The organism is Amycolatopsis orientalis DSM 43388, from assembly GCF_000411975.1.
Taxonomy (GTDB): Bacteria; Actinomycetota; Actinomycetes; order Mycobacteriales; family Pseudonocardiaceae; genus Amycolatopsis; species Amycolatopsis orientalis_D.
Genome location: NZ_ASXG01000124.1, coordinates 132,183 through 149,979, shown reverse-complemented (window position 1 = coordinate 149,979; position 17,797 = coordinate 132,183). Strand labels below are relative to the sequence as shown.

Genomic DNA, 17,797 nt, shown 5'->3' with positions numbered 1-17,797 from the left:
GGACACTTCTCAAACCTCCAGGCGCAGCATGTCGTCCGTCGTCTCCCTGCGCAGCAGCAGCCGGGCGGAGCCGTTGCGCACGGCGACCACCGCGGGCCGCGGCAGCCGGTTGTAACCACTGGCCATCGCGTAGCAGTAGGCGCCGGTCGCCGCGACGGCCAGCAGGTCGCCGGGAGCCAGCGTGTCTGGCAGCCAGCAGTCTCGGACGACGATGTCGCCGGACTCACAGTGTTTTCCCACCACGCGAGACAACGCCGGGGTCACCGGCTCGTCGCCGTCGGCGGCGGACCGGGAAACCACCCGGCAGTCGTACACCGCGTCGTAGAGCGCCGTGCGGATGTTGTCGCTCATGCCGCCGTCGACGCTGACGTACCGGCGCGCGGACTCGTCGCCGAGCGCGACGTCCTTGATCGTGCCCACTTCGTACAGGGTGAACGTGCCCGGACCGGCGATCGCACGGCCGGGTTCGCCCGCGATGCGCGGCACCGGGAGTTCGGCGTACGCGCATTCCTTGCGGACGATCTCGCGAATCTGCGTGATCATCTGCGAGGGCGGCGGCGGGTTGTCCTTTTCGGTGTAGGCGATGCCGAAACCGCCGCCGAGGTCGACGACGTTCATCTGGTCCAGCAGTTCCCGGCCGTGTTCCTTGGCCAGGTCCGCGAGCAGTCCGACGACGCGGCGGGCGGCGACCTCGAAACCGTCGGCGTCGAAGATCTGCGAACCGATGTGGCTGTGCAGGCCGACCAGCTTCAGCGACGGCGCGTTCAGCACGCGGCGCACCGCTTCGGCGGCATCGCCGGAAGCCAGCGAGAACCCGAACTTCTGGTCCTCGTGCGCGGTCGCGATGAATTCGTGGGTGTGCGCCTCGACGCCGACCGTCACCCGGACGAGCACCTTCTGCTCGACCTCGTGCGCGGCGGCGATTTCGGCGAGCCGGGCGATCTCGTAGTACGAGTCGACCACCACGGTGCCGACGCCGGCCTCGACGGCCGCGTCCAGTTCGGCGACCGATTTGTTGTTGCCGTGGAACGTGATCCGCTCCACCGGGAAGTTCGCGCGCAGCGCGACGGCCAGCTCGCCGCCGCTGCAGACGTCGAGGCTCAGCCCCTGTTCGGCCACCCACCGGGCGACCTCGACGGACAGGAACGCTTTCGACGCGTAGTGCACGAGCGCCGGGTCGTCGAACGCCTCGGCGTAGTCCGCGCAGCGGGACTTGAAGTCCGCCTCGTCGACCACGAACAGCGGCGTGCCGTACGTCTGCGCGAGGTCGCGCACGTCGACTCCGGCGATCCGCACGACACCGTCCGCGGCGCGATAAACGTTGCGCGGCCACACTTTCGCGGGCAGCTGGTCGAGTTCGCCGGCACTCGCGGGCGGGAACCCGGAGGCGTCGGCATGGGGGTAGACGTCGGCGTGGCGGGGGCCCGCGGGGTGCGCCATTGTTTACATCCGTTCCGGAGCGGAGACACCGAGCAGCGACAGGCCGTTCGCCAGCACCTGGCGCGCGGCTTCACACAGAGCGAGCCGGGCGTACGTGAGGGGAGTGGCCTCCTCGTCGCCCTGCGGGAGGACCCGGCCCACGGTGTAGAACTTGTGGTACGCGCCGGCCAGTTCCTCGAGGTAGCGGGCCACGCGATGCGGTTCGCGCATCTCCGCCGCCCGCCGCACCACCGCCGGGAATTCGCCGATGGTGCGGATCAGGTCGCCTTCAGCAGGCAGGGTGAGCAGCCCGAAGTCGACGTCCGCGCCGGACTCGTCGGTCTTGAGCCCGAGGTCCGCCGCGCCGCGCCGCAGCGACGACAGCCGGGCGTGCGCGTACTGCACGTAGTAGACCGGGTTGTCGTTGGAATGCTTGCGCAGCAAGTCCAAATCGATGTCCAAAGAGGAATCGACGGAGTACCGGATCAGCTCGTAGCGGGCCGGGTCGACGCCGACCGCCTCGACGAGGTCCTCGAGCGTGATCACGGTGCCCGCGCGCTTGGACATCCGCACCGGCTTGCCCTCGCTCACCAGGTTCACCATCTGGCCGATCAGCACCTCGACCGTCGCCGGGTCGTCGCCGAACGCCGCGGCGGCCGCCTTGAGCCGCGCGATGTAGCCGTGGTGGTCCGCGCCGAGCATGTAGATGCACAGGTCGAACCCGCGGTTGCGCTTGTCCTTGAAGTAGGCCAGGTCGCCCGCGATGTAGGCCGGGTTGCCGTCCTTCTTGAGGACGACCCGGTCCTTGTCGTCGCCGTACTCGCTGGAGCGCAGCCACCAGGCGCCGTCGGCGAAGTAGAGGTTGCCGGAGTCCTTGAGCTGCTGCACCGCCGCCTCGACCGCGCCGGACTCGTGCAGCGAGTTCTCGTGGAAGTAGACGTCGAAATCGGTGCCGAACTCGTGCAGGCTCTGCTTGATCTGGCTGAACATCAGCTCGATGCCGATGCGCCGGAACGTCTCGTGCCGCTGCGCTTCGGGCAGGCTCAGCGCGCTCGGCTCGGCCTTGAGCACCTCGGCCGCGATGTCGCTGATGTACCCGCCGGAGTAGCCGTCCTCCGGGGCGGGCTCGCCCTTCGCGGCGGCGATCAGCGAGCGGACGAACCGGTCGATCTGCGCGCCGGCGTCGTTGAAGTAGTACTCGCGGGTGACGTCCGCGCCCTGCGCGGCGAGCACCCGGCCCAGCGCGTCGCCGACCGCGGCCCAGCGCGTGCCGCCGAGGTGGATCGGCCCGGTCGGGTTCGCCGAGACGAACTCCAGGTTGATCCGGCGCCCGGCCAGCGCGTCGCCGCGGCCGTACTCCGCGCCCGCGGCCAGCACCTGGCGCACGACCTCGCCCTGCGCGTCCGCGGCGAGCCGGAAGTTGAGGAAGCCCGGGCCGGCGACCTCGGCCGCCGCCACCCCGTCCGCGCCCGCGACGACCTCGGCGAGCGCCTCGGCGAACTCGCGCGGCTTCAGCCCGGCTTTCTTGGCCACCTGCAGCGCGAGATTGGTCGCGTAGTCTCCGTGGTCCGGGTTGCGCGGGCGTTCGATGGTCACGGTCTCCGGCAGCACGGCGGCGTCGACGCCGCGTGCGGCGAGGACCTGCACGGCGGAGCTGCGGACCAGATCGGCGAGAGCGGCGGGAGTCACTCGCCGGATTCTAGGTGCGCTTCAGCAGCGCGCTTCCGGCGGTACGCGCTGGCGAGACGGCGGGCACACCGGAGGCGGATGTTCCGCTCGCCGGGGCGCCTCGCGGGTGTTCACGGTGATCGCACGCCCGGTCTCTACACTGGGCTACCGGCAGGGTCCGTCCGGATCCCTCCCCCGCTCTCACGAGGAGATCTCGGCAATCATGGCCAACGGGACCACCAAGAAGAAGGGCTCGTCCGCGGCCGCGGTGAAGGCGGCGAAGAACCGCTCGGTCGTGGCGGGCAAGCGTACGCCCTGGGGCACCATCATCGGCGTCGTCGTGGTGGTCGCCCTGCTGGCCGGCGTCATCGTCTACTACCTGCAGGCTTCCGCGCCCAAGCGCGAGCAGGCGTCCCGGGACGAGGCCGCCGCCGCCTTCGCGCCGACCGCGAGCAACCCGGACCCGTCGAAGAAGATCCCCGGCGTGGTCATCAAGCAGTACCCCGGATCGGTGCACATCCTGCCCACCGAGCGGGTGGCCTACGACCAGAGCCCGCCGTTCGGCGGCCCGCACGACGGCTACTGGGCCGCGTGCACCGGCATCGTCTACCCGGAAGCGGTGCGCAACGAGAACATGGTGCACTCGCTCGAGCACGGCACGGTGTGGATCGCCTACAACCCGGACAAGGTGAAGGGCGACCAGGTCGCGCTGCTCGCGGCGCGGGTCAAGGGCAAGCCGTACACGATGATGTCGCCCTACCCGGGCCTGGACAAGCCGATCTCGCTGCAGTCGTGGGGCCACCAGCTGAAGCTGGACAGCGCCGACGACCCGCGCATCGACCAGTTCATCGCCGCGCTGCGGACCAACCCGAACGGCGTGTACCCGGAGATCGGCGCCTCGTGCGACGCGCTCGGCAAGGGCATGTTCGACCCGAGCAACCCGCCGAAGTTCGACCCGAGCAAGCCGGGCAAGGACGCGAAGCCGATGGACTACAAGGGCAGCACCGGGGCGCAGACCGAGCAGGGCGGCATGCCGGGGACGCCGCCGGCCGGGCAGTGACCGTGCGCGGCTCCGGAAACCACTCGGACGAGGCCGGGACGGGCGGCGTCGAAACCGCCCGGTCCGCCGAAGCCGGTGCACCCGCCGAGACCGCCGAGGTCGCCGAGGAGTCCGCTCCCGCGGAACGGACCGGCTGGTCCCGGTGGGTGGTCATCGGCGGGACGCTGATCGCGGTGCTGCTGGTCGGGGCCGCGATCGGGGTGTTCGCGACGCGGCTCACCGACGGCGGCGACGCGGTGCCGGCGACGCCGGGAGCGGGTTCGGTCGAGGTCGGCTTCGCCCAGGACATGTCGGTGCACCACCTGCAGGCGGTCACCATGGCCGGCTGGGCGCGCGACCATTCGACCGACCCGGAGATCCGCCAGCTCGCGTTCGACATCGAGCGCACGCAGACCGAGCAGGTCGGGCGGATGAAGGGCTGGCTCATGCTGTGGGACCAGCCGGAGCAGGCGACCGGCGCGTACATGACGTGGATGACCGAGCCGATGGGCCACGCCGGCATGCAGATGCCGACCAGCAGCCCGGCCGGCGGCGCGCCGATGCCCGGCATGGCCACCGACGCGGAACTCGCGAAGCTGCGCACGCTGTCCGGCCGCGCGCTGGACGTCGACTTCCTGCAGCTGATGCTCCGGCACCACCAGGGCGGGGTCGCGATGGCCGAGTACGCGCAGGACCACACGTCCATCGACGCGGTGAAAGCGTTGTGCCGCAGCATGTTGACGTCGCAGGGCGCGGAAATGGACCAGATGAAGAGCATGCTGAAGGCGCGGGACGCGCAGCCGCTGCCCGCCCCCTGACGCTCTTCCCGGACGAAAGCTCGTGAGCGCCTGGGCGCTCACGAGCTTTTGTACGTGGGCCGCGCCAGTTCCTTGATGTCGCCCAGCGTCCCCCACTCGTCGCGTCCCAGCCGGGACAGCGGCCGCAGCCGGTCGATCAGCGGGTGGTCGCCGTCGAGGACGTCCTCGTTGACCGCCAGGTGCACGACCCGGCCGAACACCACCGTCGAGTGTCCGAAACCGACCGTGCTGTGCAGTTCGCATTCGAACGCCACCGGCGATTCCGCGACCCGCGGCGGGCCGACCTTCAGGCTCGGCTCGCGGGTCAGCCCGGCTTCGTCGAATTCGCTCAGCTCCGGCGGGAAATCCGCACTGGTGGCGTTGATCTGCTCGAACAGCGGCTCGGGCGCGAGGTTGACCACGAACTGGCGGGTCGCCTCGACGTTGCGCAGGGTGTCTTTGCGGCCGACCGAGGTGAACTGCAGCACCGCGGGCGCGGCCGAGGCCACGGTGAAGAACGAATGCGGCGCGAGATTGTCCACTCCGTCGCGGGACGTGCTCGAAACCCAGGCGATGGGCCGCGGCACGACGGTGGCGGTCAGGAGCCGGTAGAACGCGTGCGGGGCCAGCTGGGCGGGGTCGAAGTTTTTGCGCATAGCCCCCGGTCTACCAGGACAGCTCCGCGCACCGGCGGGCGCATTGCGGTCCCTCGACCTGAAGCGTGGCGTGGTTGATCTCGTAGCGGGCCGCAAGCAGGTCCTGCGCCCTGGTGAGCACGGTGGCTTGCTCGGCGTCGGCCTTGACCGTCAGGTGCGCCGAAGCGACCTCCATGCCCGAGGTGAGGGTCCAGACGTGCAGGTCGTGCACGTCCGCGACGCCCGGCAGCGCGGCGAGTTCGCTGCTGATCTCGCCGACGTCCACGCCGGCGGGCGCGTGCTGGAACAGGATCCGCAGCGCGCGGCGGGCGAGCGTCCAGGTGCGCGGCAGCACGAACAGTCCGATCGCGACACCGATGATCGGGTCGGCGTACCGCCAGCCGGTGGTGAGCGTGATCGCGCCGCTGAGCAGGACGCCGACCGAGCCGACGAGGTCAGCCAGCACTTCGAGGTACGCGCCGCGGACGTTCAGGCTCTCCTTCGCACCCGCGCGCAGCACGAGGAACGACACGACGTTGGCGACGAGACCCGCGGCCGCAGCGAGCAGCACTGGCAGGCCAGGCACCTCCGGCGGGTCGGTGATCCGCCCGATCGCCTCGACCGCCACATACCCGGCGACCCCGAACAGCAGCACCGCATTGGCAAGCGCGGCAAGGACTTCCGCCCGGTACATGCCGAAGGTGCGGCTGGGCGTCGGCCCGCTGCGGCGGGCGAGCACGATCGCGGCGAGCGCCATCCCGACCCCGAGCACGTCGGTGAACATGTGCGCGGCGTCCGAGATCAGCGCGAGCGAACCGGTCGCGAAGCCGACCGCGAACTCCAGCACCATGAACCCGGCCCCGACCGCGAGAGCGATCAGCAGCGCGCGGACGTAGCGGCCGGACGCGCTCGCCGGAGCGGCGGTGTGCCCGTGGCCGTGCCCGTGTCCCATCGCTCGCCTCCCAGGTTCCGGTCTCGAGGGCGAATATATAGTGACATGCGCATATGTGCAATACAGGGTAGCCTAACTTCACTCTAATGCCTGGTGGAGCGTTTCCCCAGCCCTGTTCCGCGGGGTGGGAAGATCAGCGCACGAGCCGGAAGAAGCCGCGGATCTGCTCGACGAGCGACGCGGGCTGTTCCATCGCCGCGAAGTGCCCGCCGCGAGGAAGCCGCTCGAACCAGCGCAGATCGAGGTACTTGAGCTCCGCCTGCCGCCGCGACGGCCGGACGATGTCGCGGGGGTAGACCGAGATGCCGGAAGGCGCGGTGACGCGATCGCCGAAGCTGCGGTAGCTCTCCCAGTACAGCCGTGCGGACGACGTCGCCGACGCGGTGAACCAGTACGCCGAGATCGCGTCGAGGAGCTGTTGCCGGGTGACTGCGTCCTCCGGATGCCCGTTGTTGTCGGTCCAGGCCCAGAACTTCTCGGCGATCCAGGCCGCCTGCCCGGCCGGCGAGTCGGTCAGCCCGTAGCCGAGAGTCTGCGGGCGCGTGCCCTGCTGGGCCGAATACCCCTGACCCGTGCGCCGGAACTCCGCCGCCGCCCGCGCGCCTTCGCGTTCCTCCTCGGTCTCGTCCGGGAACTCGCCGCGCGGCGCCGCCGCCATGTTGACGTGCACCCCCGCGACCCGCTCGCGCGCCACCTCGCCGAGCGCGCCGGACACCGCTGAACCCCAGTCGCCGCCCTGCGCGCCGTAGCGTTCATAGCCGAGCGAGACCATCAGCTGGTCCCACGCCGTTGCGATTTTCCGGACGCCCCACCCGGCTCGGCTCGGTTTGTCGCTCCAGCCGTACCCCGGCAGCGAAGGCGCGACGACGTGAAACGCGTCCGCCGGATCGCCGCCGTGCGCCCGCGGATCGGTCAGCGGGCCGAGGATCTTCAGGAATTCGAGCACCGAACCCGGCCACCCGTGCGTGATCACCAGCGGGAACGCGTCCGGCTCCGGCGAACGGAGGTGCACGAAGTGAATCCCGAGGCCGTCGATCTCCTGCCGGAACTGCGGGAAGACATTGAGCCGCTCGCCGAACCCGAAGTCGTAGTCCTCGGCCCAGCTGCGGCACAGCTCCCGGGCGTACGCGAGCGGCACCCCTTGCGACCAGTCGTCGACGGTCTCCGCCTCCGGCCACCGCGTGCGCCGCAGCCTCGCCCGCACGTCCTCGACGTCCTCTTCCGCCACCCTGACCTGGAACGGCTCGGCGCCCACCGCCGCCTCCCTCCGCGTCGACGCTCCGACGCTACCGCGCTAAGCCCCCTCTGTGCGCGGCCGGAAAGGGGCATGCGCTAGGCTCTGTTCAGTCGCGCAAGCGAGCCCTCGTAGCTCAGGGGATAGAGCACTGCCCTCCGGAGGCAGGTGTCGCAGGTTCGAATCCTGCCGAGGGCACCGATCCAGCCAGTGTGCGAACCTTTCGCTCCGTAGTCATACGGGCGGAAGGTTCGTCACATTGGCTGGTTACTGCTGCGTTGCCGGGGATGACGAAGGTGGGTTGCGCTGTTTCCCTGCCTGTGATGTCGACCCGGTGGACGAAGGTCTGCATGACGCGGCGGAGGGCTTCGACGCTGCCGGTGTCGGCCGCGGCCTCGATGTCAGCGCGGAGGGTCTCCAGGACGGTGGTGTCGGGCATTTCGGGCGCGGTGGCCTCGTCCACCAGCAGTCCGAGTTCGTCGCGGCGGGCGCGTTGTTCGGTGAGCTTGGTGGCGAGTTTCTGGACGCGCGGCGAGCACGTTTCCTCGTCCATCGTGCCGTTCTCGAACGCGGTGAGGTAGCGGTCGATGGCGTCCTCGTTCTTGGTGATGTCGCGTTCGAGGGCGGCGAGCTCGTCGGTGTAGGTGGCGCGTTGGTCGTCGACCTCGCTGGCGGTGTTCGCCAGCCCCTGCTCGATGAGGTCGCTGCGGGTGAGGGTGTCCAGCAGCGAGGTCAGTACGGCGTGTTCGAGTTGGTCGGCGGGCAGCCGGTCGGCGGAGCAGTATGCGGTGCCGTAGCGGTGCTTGGTGAAGCAGGTGTAGTAGCGGTAGCGATACTTGTTGCCCTTCGCGGCGGTGCCGAGGTACCGCTTGCCGCAGTGGCTGCAGAACAGGCGCCCGGCGAGGATGTAGTCGGAGTTGGCGACGGCACGGTGTCCGGCTTCGTCGCCGCGGGTGTCGAGGATGTCCTGGGCGTCGTTGAACAGCTTCTCGCTGATGATCGCCGGGTGGTGGTCCTCGGCTTTGTACCAGCGGTCGCGGAACCAGATCTCGCCGAGGTAGGTGCGGTTACGCAGGACCGTGAGCACGGCGGCCTTGGACCAGGGGTTCCCGGCCTTGGTGCGGTAGCCGTCGGCGGACAACTGCTTGGCGACGAGCTGAGTGCCGAGCTTGTCATTGACGTACATGGTGAAGATGCGTTCCACGACGGGCTTCTCGTCCTCGACGATGACGAGCTTGCCGCCGTCGTGACGTTCGTAGCCGTGGGGGCGGTAGCCGCCGGGCCATTCGCCGCGGGCGGCTTTGCGCTCCATGCCGTTGATGACGCGGTCGATGATGGTGGCACGCTCGAACTCGGCGAACACCGCCAGCATCTGCACCATCATGCGACCGGCGGGGGTGGCGGTGTCGAAGGGTTCGGTCGCGGACCGGAACGCCGCGCCCGCGTCTTCGAGGTCAGCGAGGATCTCCGACAGGCCCCGGATCGATCGGGACAGCCGGTCCACGCGGTAGACCAGCAGCACGTCGAACTTCCCGGCCCTGGCGGCAGCCAGGGCGCGTCTCAGGGCGGGCCGGTCGGTGGTCGCCCCGGATTTCTCATCGATGTAGGGCTTGCCGACGAGTTCCCAGTTGTCCTGCGAGGTGACGTAGTTGCGCAGCTTGAGGTGTTGGGCTTCCAGCGAGAAGGGCTGGTGCAGCTCATCGGTGGAGATCCGGAGGTAGATCGCCACCCGCAGCGGTGGGCTGTTCTCCTCGGCGCCGATGGTCGCCTGGGGCTGGGTGGCCTGGTTGGCCCGAACCCGGGGGCGACGCTGGCGGCGTTTGGGTGCAGTGGGCGCCGACATCACCGCACCGCCCGGCGCGCCCGTTCGCGGCGCACCTGTTCGCGGTGCTCCTGCTCGTACTGGGCGAAGGCGGCCATCAGCCGCGTGACCATCAGCCCGGTGATGCTGGTGGCGTCGAAGTGCGATTCGGTGGCCAACCGGAACGCCACACCCGCGTCGTCCAGCTCGGTGAGGATCTCGCTCAGCTCGTTGAGGTTGCGCGAGACCTGGCTGGCGCTGTGGACGAGAAGGAGGTCGAACTCTCCGGCGCGGGCGTCGGAGAGCGCGCGCCGCAGCTCGGGGCGGGTGGCCAGCGGGCCGGGTTGGGGGTCACGGTAGGTGCGCTTGATCTGCCGCCAGGTGGGGTGTGCGCTCAGGCAGGCGCGGATCGCGGTTGTGATGCCGGTGCCGGCGAGGTAGACCGCGACGCGGGTCCGCGAGGTGTGCGGTGCCGGATCGGATTGCGGCGCGTAGTTGTTGCTCATGAGACCGTCCTTGGTTACGTCGTTGGCCCCAGGCCGGTCGGCCTGGGGCCAACGACGAACGCTCGACTCCTCGGTAGAGGGCAAGCTGCTTGATCAGGTGCTTCGGCGGTGGTCACCGCGCTCGGCGAGGCGCTGCTGATGGCGCTGCTGGAACGACTCGTCCGCCAACACCTCGGCGAGCCATTGCGCGAGGACGGCGACCGCAGCAGGCCGGTCGGCCTCGGGCATCGGCAGCACGGTGGGCGTCTCGACGGTCACCTCCGGGCGGCGGTAACCGCGTCGTCCGCCGCTCACTGAGGCGGCCCGTCGTGGTGGACCGCGCCGCAGCCGGTGGACGCCACGCCTGGCCGCTGCGGTCCGGCTTCTGCTGGCCGCGCTCGGTGCCCCGGGTGGAGTCGGTGGTACGTGCCCCAGAACTGCGCGGGGCCGACCAGCGCGGGGTGGGCTTGATCGAGCGACCAGGTCCACTGCCGCGGGGGTTGCGGGACTCCGTGGTGGGTGCGGCCGTGGACGACGTAGCCGAGATACACCGGATTGGTGAGCAGCCCGCGCACGACCTTGGCCGTCCACCGTCGCGGCGGCGGGTAGAGGTCGGGCTCGGCCGCCAGGCGTGCGGCGATCGCGGATGGCCCGTGTCCGTCGAGGTGCCACCGGAAGATCACCGGAACAACGCGGGCGCAGTCCTCGTCGGGCACGAGACGCCGGAGCGTGCGGGTGCGTCCCTCGTCATCGGTGACGCGATGGAGGTGCACCTGGTAGCCATACGGTGGCGGCCCCGCCCACCATCCGTCGATCGCATCGAGGTAGCGGCGGTACCACGCGCGGAAGGCGAGTTCGCGTTGGTAGCCGCGGATCGCCGCGGTCTCCAGGCGGTGCCGTTCTTGCACGAAGACCGGCCACGCGACCTCGCACACGAAACGGTAAAGCCAGGTGCGCACCGGGCGGGGCTTGTCGGTGACGGACTCGCTCCACGGTGCCCACCCGTCGTCATGTTCCACGACGACGGGGGCGTCGTAGTCGGTGCCGGTCAGCCGTGCCTGCGGTGTAGTCGACATCAGCCCAACGCTCCCGTCAGGTCGCCTCGGTGGACGAGGGGCTCGTGAGTGAGGTGCCAGCACCAGCAGTGGTGACAGCGGTAGGCGCGGCATTCCAGACGCCGACCCGGACGCGGGCGGGACCAGATGTGGCCCAGCACCTGGTCGGCCTGCGCGCGACTGCCGTACGCGCGCTTGCCGGAAGCACACTGCACGCGCCGCAAGAACCGCGGGAGCCGCTGCCGGGAAAGCCGCTGGCGACGGCCACCGCGCGGTCGTTCCCGCTCGTCCCGCACGCCCTGGGCAGGCGGCGAGACGCGGTCGAGACCGACCGCCGTCTCCACGCCCATCACGACCGCGTCCCGGCCGACCCCTCGGCGCCCCCACCGTCCACACCGTCGGTGTCCAGCGTTGGCCGAGATCCGCTCCCAGGTTCGGCGCGACGGTGCTTCAGTTTTCCTGAACCCACGGAGTTTCGGCCGACCCTGAGAACCAAAATGTCCTCGTGCGCTATGACCCAGGCGGGCACGCCGCGGTGGCGGAGCTTGCGCACGTAGTCCAGTTGGAAGAACGACGAACGCGGGACGAGCTTGCCGTCACGCAGTCCCGCGAGGAGACCGACGCAGCGCTGGACGGGATCGAGTCCCGCGTTGATCGCCGCGTCCAACGTGAGCGACGGGAAGTCGATGAGTTCGCCGTCGACGCGGAACGGTCGGGTGGTGATGGCCACGACTCCGCCGGGCCGCAGCAGCGGTACCGCGCGGCGCAGGATGTCGGTGAATCCGCGCAGCAGGGTGGGCAGGCTGCGGTGGGCGAGGTTTGCGCGATCGCGGCTGTAGCGGTTGTCGTGCTTGCGCACCGGGCGGTGCCCGGGTGCGTGCACCTGGCCGTGGACGCTGGACCCGTAGGGCGGGGAGGTCACCAGTAACCCGACCCGCCCGGCGTAGCGGTCGGCGAGATCGGGCAGGACCTGGCGGGCGTCGCCGACGTGCACCTCGCCCCGGCCGGTTCCGCCGTCGTTGGCGGCGAGTGCGAGGTTGGCTTCGGTGACGTCGGCCCACCGGTTCTCGTACTCGATCCCGAGGGCGTCGCGGCCCTTGTGGACGGCTTCGACCAGGGTGGTGCCGACCCCGCACATGGGGTCGAGCACGAGGTCGCCGGGCGCGGTGAAGGTGTCGATGGCGTGGCGGACGATGGCGGGCAGCATCTTCGCCGGATGCGCCGTGCCCTCGGGCACGTACCGGTTGCCGCGCTGGGTGCGCGGCGCCTGCTGCGCGGTCGGCCACACGGTCACCGGAAGCTCGACCAGGGCGTCGCTGCCGCGGGTCAGCGCCTGCTGCGGAATCGGCTCGTAGGTACTCATCAGGCGGCGCCTCCGAAGTCGTTGTGGAACACGAGCAGGTCCGTGTGGGCGTCGGCGTGCACCGCGTCGGCGGGCAACGTGACCGAGGCCGACGGACTCGAGAGGAGAAGCCGGTCGCCCTGGACGTGGGCGAGCACGGCGATGATGTGCTGGAGGTAGGTCAGCCCGGCGTTGGTCGCGGCGGTGACCACCGCCCCGGTGTGGTCGGCGAACCGGCCCTGCCCGGCCGGGTTACGGGTGGCCACGGCGAGCACCCCGCCGGGCGCCAACCAGCGCGCCCAGATGGTGTAGGGCTGGCCATCGGTGTCGATCCACGGAGCAGGCAACTCGGCGGCCAGCAGCAGGTCCACCGAACTGGGTTCCGGCGTCCTCGCCCCACCGCCGACCCGGTCACGGCGGCCACCGACGGTGACGGTCTCGGGGTCGACGCAGACAACTCGGCGGTCGCCCACGGAGTCGGCGACCGCGGCGATCCGTGCGGCGTCCGGCCCGGTCACCGCGACCGTGTTTCCGCGGCTGGTGAAGGCGGTCACGGCCTGAGTGACCAGGCTGCGGGTGAGCCCCTCGATCAGCGGCGGCAGGCCGTGCTCATCGGCTGGGGCGGGTGCGCACAACCAAATTCCCAGCGGCACGGCTGCGCTTTTCCACGGCCGTGACTGCGGGTGCTCTTCGACTTCTTTTTCGGATTCCGGCGAGACAGGAACAACGCCCATCGTGAGTGTCCTCGCAATTCGCGGTTGCGGGCTCTTACATAGTTCTAAAGGGGGGTTTTCGTGCCGGATTTTGCAGACGAGTCCCAACTTTTTCTCCCGAGCTGCGAAGGCTCGGGGCCGGCGTGGTACCCCTGCCATGGCAGCACCGTCGCCGCTCGCTCGTGTCGTCGCGGTCGTTGCTGACCGTCCGGTGATCGAGACCGAAGGCGCCGTGCCAGCTCGGCGCGAAGCGGTGACCGGCGTCGTGGTCCGCGGGCAGCAGAGAGGTGTCGGCGTCGTCGAGTCCTGGCCACCCACGCGCCGCGGCACGCCGGTGCGCGCGCCGCAGCGGCCGGGTCGATGACTGCGCCGGGCTCGGCCACCGCCGACTGCCTCTGGAGCCGGTGCGAGCTCGACGCGGTGCACGCCGAGCGCACTCGCGCTGCGGGACACGAGGAGCGGGCCTCGACACCCAACACCTCCAGGAGCGGCCCGTGCGGTGCGCGGCGCCCGGGACGCGAGCGTCTACCCGGCGTCATCCGGTCGCCAACACGCGGCGTAGGGGCGCCCGCAGTGCGCCGGCGGCGCCGAGGGGTGCGCTGGCCGCGAACCCGAGGTGCTGGCTGGCAGCGCCACACCCGACGCAGCCGGGGCCGCGCACGCGGTCGGAAAAGCGCGGCGTCGGCTGCGCGGCGGGCTCGTGCGCGGCCTCCGCCGGGTACTCAGCGCGGCGCGGTCACCGGCTCGACCGACAGTGCTGCCGACGCGGACCGCGGGGTGCCGGGCGAGCGGTCGCGGGGGTCGTTGACCACCCGAGCTTGACCACCCGCGGCACCACTTCAACCGCGGCCCGACCGCTTGCCCGCATACGAGTGCAACCGGTCTGCACGCAGCGCGGCAACCGAGGTAGTCAAGATTTTTTCGTGGAGCTGGTCGCTCACTCAGGCACCGCGCGACACACCCTTACAGATTCCTTGCACCCCAGGTCAGACGGCTATTTGAGTCCGGGTACACAGCGGTCGGGGTGCCCCCTTGCGGATTCCTTGCACCCTCGATTTCAAGATCAACAGGGAAGGTTTGCGCAAGCGGTCTCCGGCGGCATGGACGGCGTCACGTTCACGCCGTTCCCGCCCCTGTATCGGGTGGATCGGCTCGCACAAGGGAGTCCCCCGATGCCGACCACACCACCCCCGGACGCCCCCCGCCCCGGGCCATCCCGTGTCGACCGCCGCCGCACTCGTGACACCAGCGACGAGTCGGTCGAGTCCACCTCGGCGATGAACGCCGCGGAGTCGGCGTTCCAACTGTTGTGCACCGGCCCCGACCCGCTCGCCCTCAACTGCGCCCGCATCGGGCACGGGCTTCCGCGGCGACGGGTGCCGTTAGTCGAGCTGCGCAACGTACTGCTGGCTCGGGCGACCCCGAAGACCGCGCGGGAGGCGGTATGGCGTCAACTCGTGATCGCCGCCCAGACCGACGGCGCGGCGTGGGTGCTCGGCGCGGTCGGCGTCGCGCTGCCCGGTCTGCGCAAGGCCGCCGGGAAGCTGATGAAGGACTACACCGGCGACCCTGACGACATCGACTCCGAGGTGCTGGCGGGGTTCACCGCCCGGCTCAAGACGATCGACCCGGACGCGGGGTCGCTGGCCCGAAGGCTGGTGCGGGAAGCCCAGATCGCCGGTGCCACGGTGCGCGCGGCCGAGTGGGACTACGCCACCCGCACGAGGCCGCAGTGGGAGTCGCTCGAACCACGCCAGCCCGATCAGGGACACGAAGATCTGGTGCTCGCCGAGGCGGTGCGCGAGGGCGTGCTCACCGCCGACGAAGCTTCCCTGATCCTGTCGACCCGCCTGGAGGACATGCGCCTGCACGAGGCTGCGGACGAACTGGGCGAGTCGTATTTCCGAGTGTTTCGCGCGCGGAAAAGGGCCGAGTCCGCGCTCATTTCCTGGCTCGACGCCAAGCGTGCGCCAAAAAAGTCGGAACATCCGCGAACAAAGTCGGACTCCGCCTGCAAAAAATCGGCCTGAAACCCCCCTTTAGAACAGTGTGAGGGGAATCAGGTCGAGAACCGGGCAGACGCGCACCACGGCAGGTGTCCGCCACCGCCGCATCCGCTGGGCACAGCAGGCCGCTGGGCCGGTGACCGGCTCCCTGATTCCCCTCACCGCCACCGCGCCCACCCGCCACCGGTGTCCTCGGGAGGGATCCTGGATGTCTCTGCGATCGCCGCGCCACCCGCGCGAGACGCCCCCACGCACGCTACGCACCGTCACCCTCCTCGGCGCCGTCGTTGTGGTGCTGCTCGTCGCCGCCACGCCCGCGTCAGCCGACACGCTCGTCGTCGCCGCGCCCCCGGGCTCGCTGGATCAGGTCATCACCAACCTGCGCAACTTCCTGATCGGTCTGCTGGTCGGTCTGGCCACCTTGTTCCTCACCGTCGGCGGTGTCCGCTACCTGTCCGCGGACGGCGATCCGGGCGAGGTCGAGCGAGCGAAGAAGAGTCTGCGCAACGCCTTGATCGGCTACGGCCTGGCGATGCTCGCGCCGCTGATCGTCAACATTCTCCAGGGCTTGGTGGGCTGACCGATGACGACCATCACCTCGGCCACCAGCGTTACTCGACGCCGGGCTCGGTGCGTGGCCGCACGGCTGCGCGTCGCGGTCCTGGCGGGGCTGGTGTGCGCGTTCGTTGCGGCGCTCGTGGGTGCCTCGGCCGGGCAGGCGCACGCGCAGCCACCGGTGCTGCCCCTGCCGCCCGTGTCCACCCCCGGGCCGGAGATCCCGCTCCCGCCCCCTCCGCCCACACCGACGCCGGTAACGCCGACGGTGGACCCGTCGGTACCGCTGCCGCTGCCTCCCGGGTCGGACTGGCCGAGCGAGATTCCCCCACCGCCCACCCCCGGTGGGCCGCCCCCGACGTGGAACCCGCCGATCCCGCCGCCGTCGACCCCGGTGCAACCGCCTCCGATCGTGGTCGACCCGGCGCACCCGGTGGCACCACCACCACCGCCGCAGCAGCAGGGACCGCAGCCGCAATCCGGGTCGACCGACTGCGGGTGGCTCGACGTCGTGTGCAAGGCCGGGCAGGCGATCAACAAGTGGTTCACCAACCTGGTCACCTCGGCGATGGACCCGGTGCTCGACCTGGTCGGCCGAACCTCGATGACCACCCCGGACCTCGCGGGCAACCCGCAGATCTCGCAGCTGTGGGACATCACCCGGTGGGTGGCGAACTCGCTGTTCATCTTGTTCGTGGTCGTCGGCGGGATCGTCGTCGCCAGCCACGAGACGCTGCAAACCCGGGTCACGCTCAAGGAGACGCTGCCGCGGATCGTGGTCGGCTTCATCGCCGTCAACGCGAGCTTGTCGCTGATCGGACTCGCGATCACCTTCGTCAACGGGATCGCCACCGGGATCCTGGCTGGCGACTCGTCAGGCGGCATCACCAGCGGAGTCAAAGACGAGATCCACCGCCAGCTCGAACAGGGCGGGATCTTCATGATCCTCGTCGCCCTCGTCGTGCTCATCCTGGCCGTCGTCTTGCTGGCCCTGTACGTACTGCGGCTGACCATCACGATCGTCATCGTCGTCGCCGGACCACTCGCCTTGGTCTGCCACGCATCCCCCTACACCGAAGGCATCGCCAAGCTCTGGTGGCGAGCGCTGTTCGGCGTGCTGGCCATCCAGATCCTGCAAGCGATCACGCTGATCGTGTTCGTGAAGGTGTTCTTCGTCCAGGGCACCTCCGGCCCCGGCAACTCGGACCTGCTCGGTGTGTCGGGCGGGCTGATGAATCTGGTCATCTCCTGCGTCCTGCTGTTCATCCTGATCAAAATCCCGTCCTGGGTGATGCAGCAGGTCGGCCTCGGCGGTCGCTCCACAATCGCCTCGATCGTGAAGTACGCACTGCTCGCCAAGGGCCTGGGAATGCTCGGCGTCGGCAAGGGCGCGGGTGCCGCCGCGGCGCGTGGCAGGTCCGGTCGTCGCGGTTCCGGCGGCGCACCGGCACGGCCGCGGGGTCGTGGCCCAGCCCCTGGCCCGCGTCCCGGCGGCGCGGCGCCCCGTCGCCGTCCTGGCGCGGCGGTCGGCTCGGGTGCGCAGCGGTTGGCGCACGGTGCCGCGCGGGCGGCGCGGCAGCGGGCGGCCCAGGCGTGGGCCGCGCCCGCCCGCATGGCCCGCGACGCACGCGACCGCAAGCAACCGCTCAGCGATGGCGGGTTCACTCCGACCTCCGGCGCGTACGTACCCGCACCAATGTCGACCACGCCGACCGTGGCCAGCGTGGCGCCACCGATCGAGTCCACCCGCTGGGGCTCGCCGGACTCCCGGCGCCGCTCTGCCACCGCAGGGACGCGGTCGCCGGGGTCGTCTCGGGCGCCACGCCCGGCGACCGCGAGCCAAGCCCGCGACCGGACCATGCCCCGCGCACAGGCGCGCAGCACCGGCCCGGCCCCGGCGGCACGCCGGAACCCATCGCCCCACGTGCACGCGCCAACGTTCCAAGCACCCGGTGCCGCGCCGTCCACCCCGAGCGCGGGAGGCCGCGGCGCACGCGCGGGCAATGGCGCCGGTGCGGTGCGGCAGCCGGGCGCGCCGCGTGCCGCAGCGAAGCCCACACCACGGAACCCGAAGAAAGGGGGTCGCTGATGCGCAG

General features: G+C 70.6%; 16 protein-coding genes, 1 tRNA gene and 1 pseudogene. 7 read left to right on the top strand and 11 right to left on the bottom strand.

Going from position 1 to position 17,797, the window contains the following annotated elements; all coding sequences use genetic code 11:
* Positions 1-9 precede the first annotated feature (9 nt).
* Together lysA and argS are read right to left on the bottom strand one after the other, a co-directional pair.
* Complete coding sequence (lysA, locus tag L942_RS24800) at positions 10-1,440, bottom strand: diaminopimelate decarboxylase (RefSeq protein WP_037364772.1); 1,431 nt, start codon at positions 1,438-1,440, stop codon at positions 10-12.
* A 3-nt stretch (positions 1,441-1,443) separates the two neighbouring features.
* Positions 1,444-3,108, bottom strand: a complete 1,665-nt coding sequence (argS, locus tag L942_RS24795; RefSeq protein ID WP_037364770.1) for an arginine--tRNA ligase — start codon at positions 3,106-3,108, stop codon at positions 1,444-1,446.
* A 202-nt stretch (positions 3,109-3,310) separates the two neighbouring features.
* Here argS and L942_RS24790 point away from each other — a divergent pair, with 202 nt between their 5' ends.
* Together L942_RS24790 and L942_RS24785 are read left to right on the top strand one after the other, a co-directional pair.
* Complete coding sequence (locus tag L942_RS24790; protein ID WP_037364767.1) at positions 3,311-4,147, top strand: DUF3105 domain-containing protein; 837 nt, start codon at positions 3,311-3,313, stop codon at positions 4,145-4,147.
* 146 nt (positions 4,148-4,293) lie between these two features.
* Positions 4,294-4,944, top strand: coding sequence for a DUF305 domain-containing protein (locus L942_RS24785; protein ID WP_106965012.1), 651 nt, complete (start codon positions 4,294-4,296; stop codon positions 4,942-4,944).
* Between the two features lie 38 nt (positions 4,945-4,982).
* Here L942_RS24785 and L942_RS24780 read toward each other — a convergent pair whose 3' ends face one another.
* From L942_RS24780 to L942_RS24770, 3 genes are all read right to left on the bottom strand, one after another.
* A complete protein-coding gene (locus tag L942_RS24780) occupies positions 4,983-5,579 on the bottom strand; it encodes a flavin reductase family protein (protein WP_037364764.1) in 597 nt (198 codons plus the stop codon).
* Between the two features lie 10 nt (positions 5,580-5,589).
* Positions 5,590-6,510, bottom strand: a complete 921-nt coding sequence (locus L942_RS24775) for a cation diffusion facilitator family transporter (protein WP_037364761.1) — start codon at positions 6,508-6,510, stop codon at positions 5,590-5,592.
* 133 nt (positions 6,511-6,643) lie between these two features.
* Positions 6,644-7,765, bottom strand: coding sequence for an epoxide hydrolase family protein (locus L942_RS24770; RefSeq protein ID WP_037364758.1), 1,122 nt, complete (start codon positions 7,763-7,765; stop codon positions 6,644-6,646).
* A 104-nt stretch (positions 7,766-7,869) separates the two neighbouring features.
* On the opposite strand from L942_RS24770, the gene L942_RS24765 reads away from it, so the two are divergent.
* Positions 7,870-7,942, top strand: a tRNA-Arg gene (locus tag L942_RS24765).
* Positions 7,943-8,528: 586 nt separating this feature from the next.
* Here the strand turns inward: L942_RS24765 and L942_RS46205 are convergent.
* The 6 genes and pseudogenes from L942_RS46205 to L942_RS24735 form a co-directional block, all read right to left on the bottom strand.
* Positions 8,529-9,587: pseudogene (locus L942_RS46205) on the bottom strand (recombinase family protein); the annotation flags it as partial.
* Positions 9,587-10,051 (bottom strand): recombinase family protein, encoded by a 465-nt coding sequence (locus L942_RS46200; protein ID WP_037364754.1) that lies wholly within the window; start codon positions 10,049-10,051, stop codon positions 9,587-9,589. The pseudogene L942_RS46205 and the gene L942_RS46200, both read right to left, overlap by 1 nt.
* A 93-nt stretch (positions 10,052-10,144) precedes the next feature.
* A complete protein-coding gene (locus tag L942_RS24750; protein ID WP_037364751.1) occupies positions 10,145-10,345 on the bottom strand; it encodes a hypothetical protein in 201 nt (66 codons plus the stop codon).
* Positions 10,342-11,106, bottom strand: a complete 765-nt coding sequence (locus L942_RS42140) for a recombinase family protein (RefSeq protein WP_051166214.1) — start codon at positions 11,104-11,106, stop codon at positions 10,342-10,344. The genes L942_RS24750 and L942_RS42140 overlap by 4 nt, the downstream gene beginning before the upstream one ends.
* A gap of 328 nt (positions 11,107-11,434) precedes the next feature.
* Positions 11,435-12,448 (bottom strand): TRM11 family SAM-dependent methyltransferase, encoded by a 1,014-nt coding sequence (locus L942_RS24740; protein WP_037364748.1) that lies wholly within the window; start codon positions 12,446-12,448, stop codon positions 11,435-11,437.
* Positions 12,448-13,062, bottom strand: a complete 615-nt coding sequence (locus L942_RS24735) for a hypothetical protein (protein ID WP_158684536.1) — start codon at positions 13,060-13,062, stop codon at positions 12,448-12,450. Before L942_RS24735 ends, L942_RS24740 begins: the two co-directional genes overlap by 1 nt.
* 235 nt (positions 13,063-13,297) lie before the next feature.
* Between L942_RS24735 and L942_RS44440 the strand changes: the two genes are divergently transcribed.
* From L942_RS44440 to L942_RS43875, 4 genes are all read left to right on the top strand, one after another.
* On the top strand, positions 13,298-13,504 hold the full coding sequence (locus L942_RS44440) for a hypothetical protein (RefSeq protein WP_158684535.1): 207 nt from the start codon (positions 13,298-13,300) through the stop codon (positions 13,502-13,504).
* Between the two features lie 808 nt (positions 13,505-14,312).
* A complete protein-coding gene (locus L942_RS24730; protein ID WP_235079384.1) occupies positions 14,313-15,170 on the top strand; it encodes a hypothetical protein in 858 nt (285 codons plus the stop codon).
* Positions 15,171-15,354: 184 nt separating this feature from the next.
* Complete coding sequence (locus L942_RS24725) at positions 15,355-15,726, top strand: pilin (RefSeq protein ID WP_037364740.1); 372 nt, start codon at positions 15,355-15,357, stop codon at positions 15,724-15,726.
* 369 nt (positions 15,727-16,095) lie between these two features.
* Positions 16,096-17,790, top strand: coding sequence for a conjugal transfer protein TrbL family protein (locus L942_RS43875; protein ID WP_063695801.1), 1,695 nt, complete (start codon positions 16,096-16,098; stop codon positions 17,788-17,790).
* Positions 17,791-17,797 lie beyond the last annotated feature (7 nt).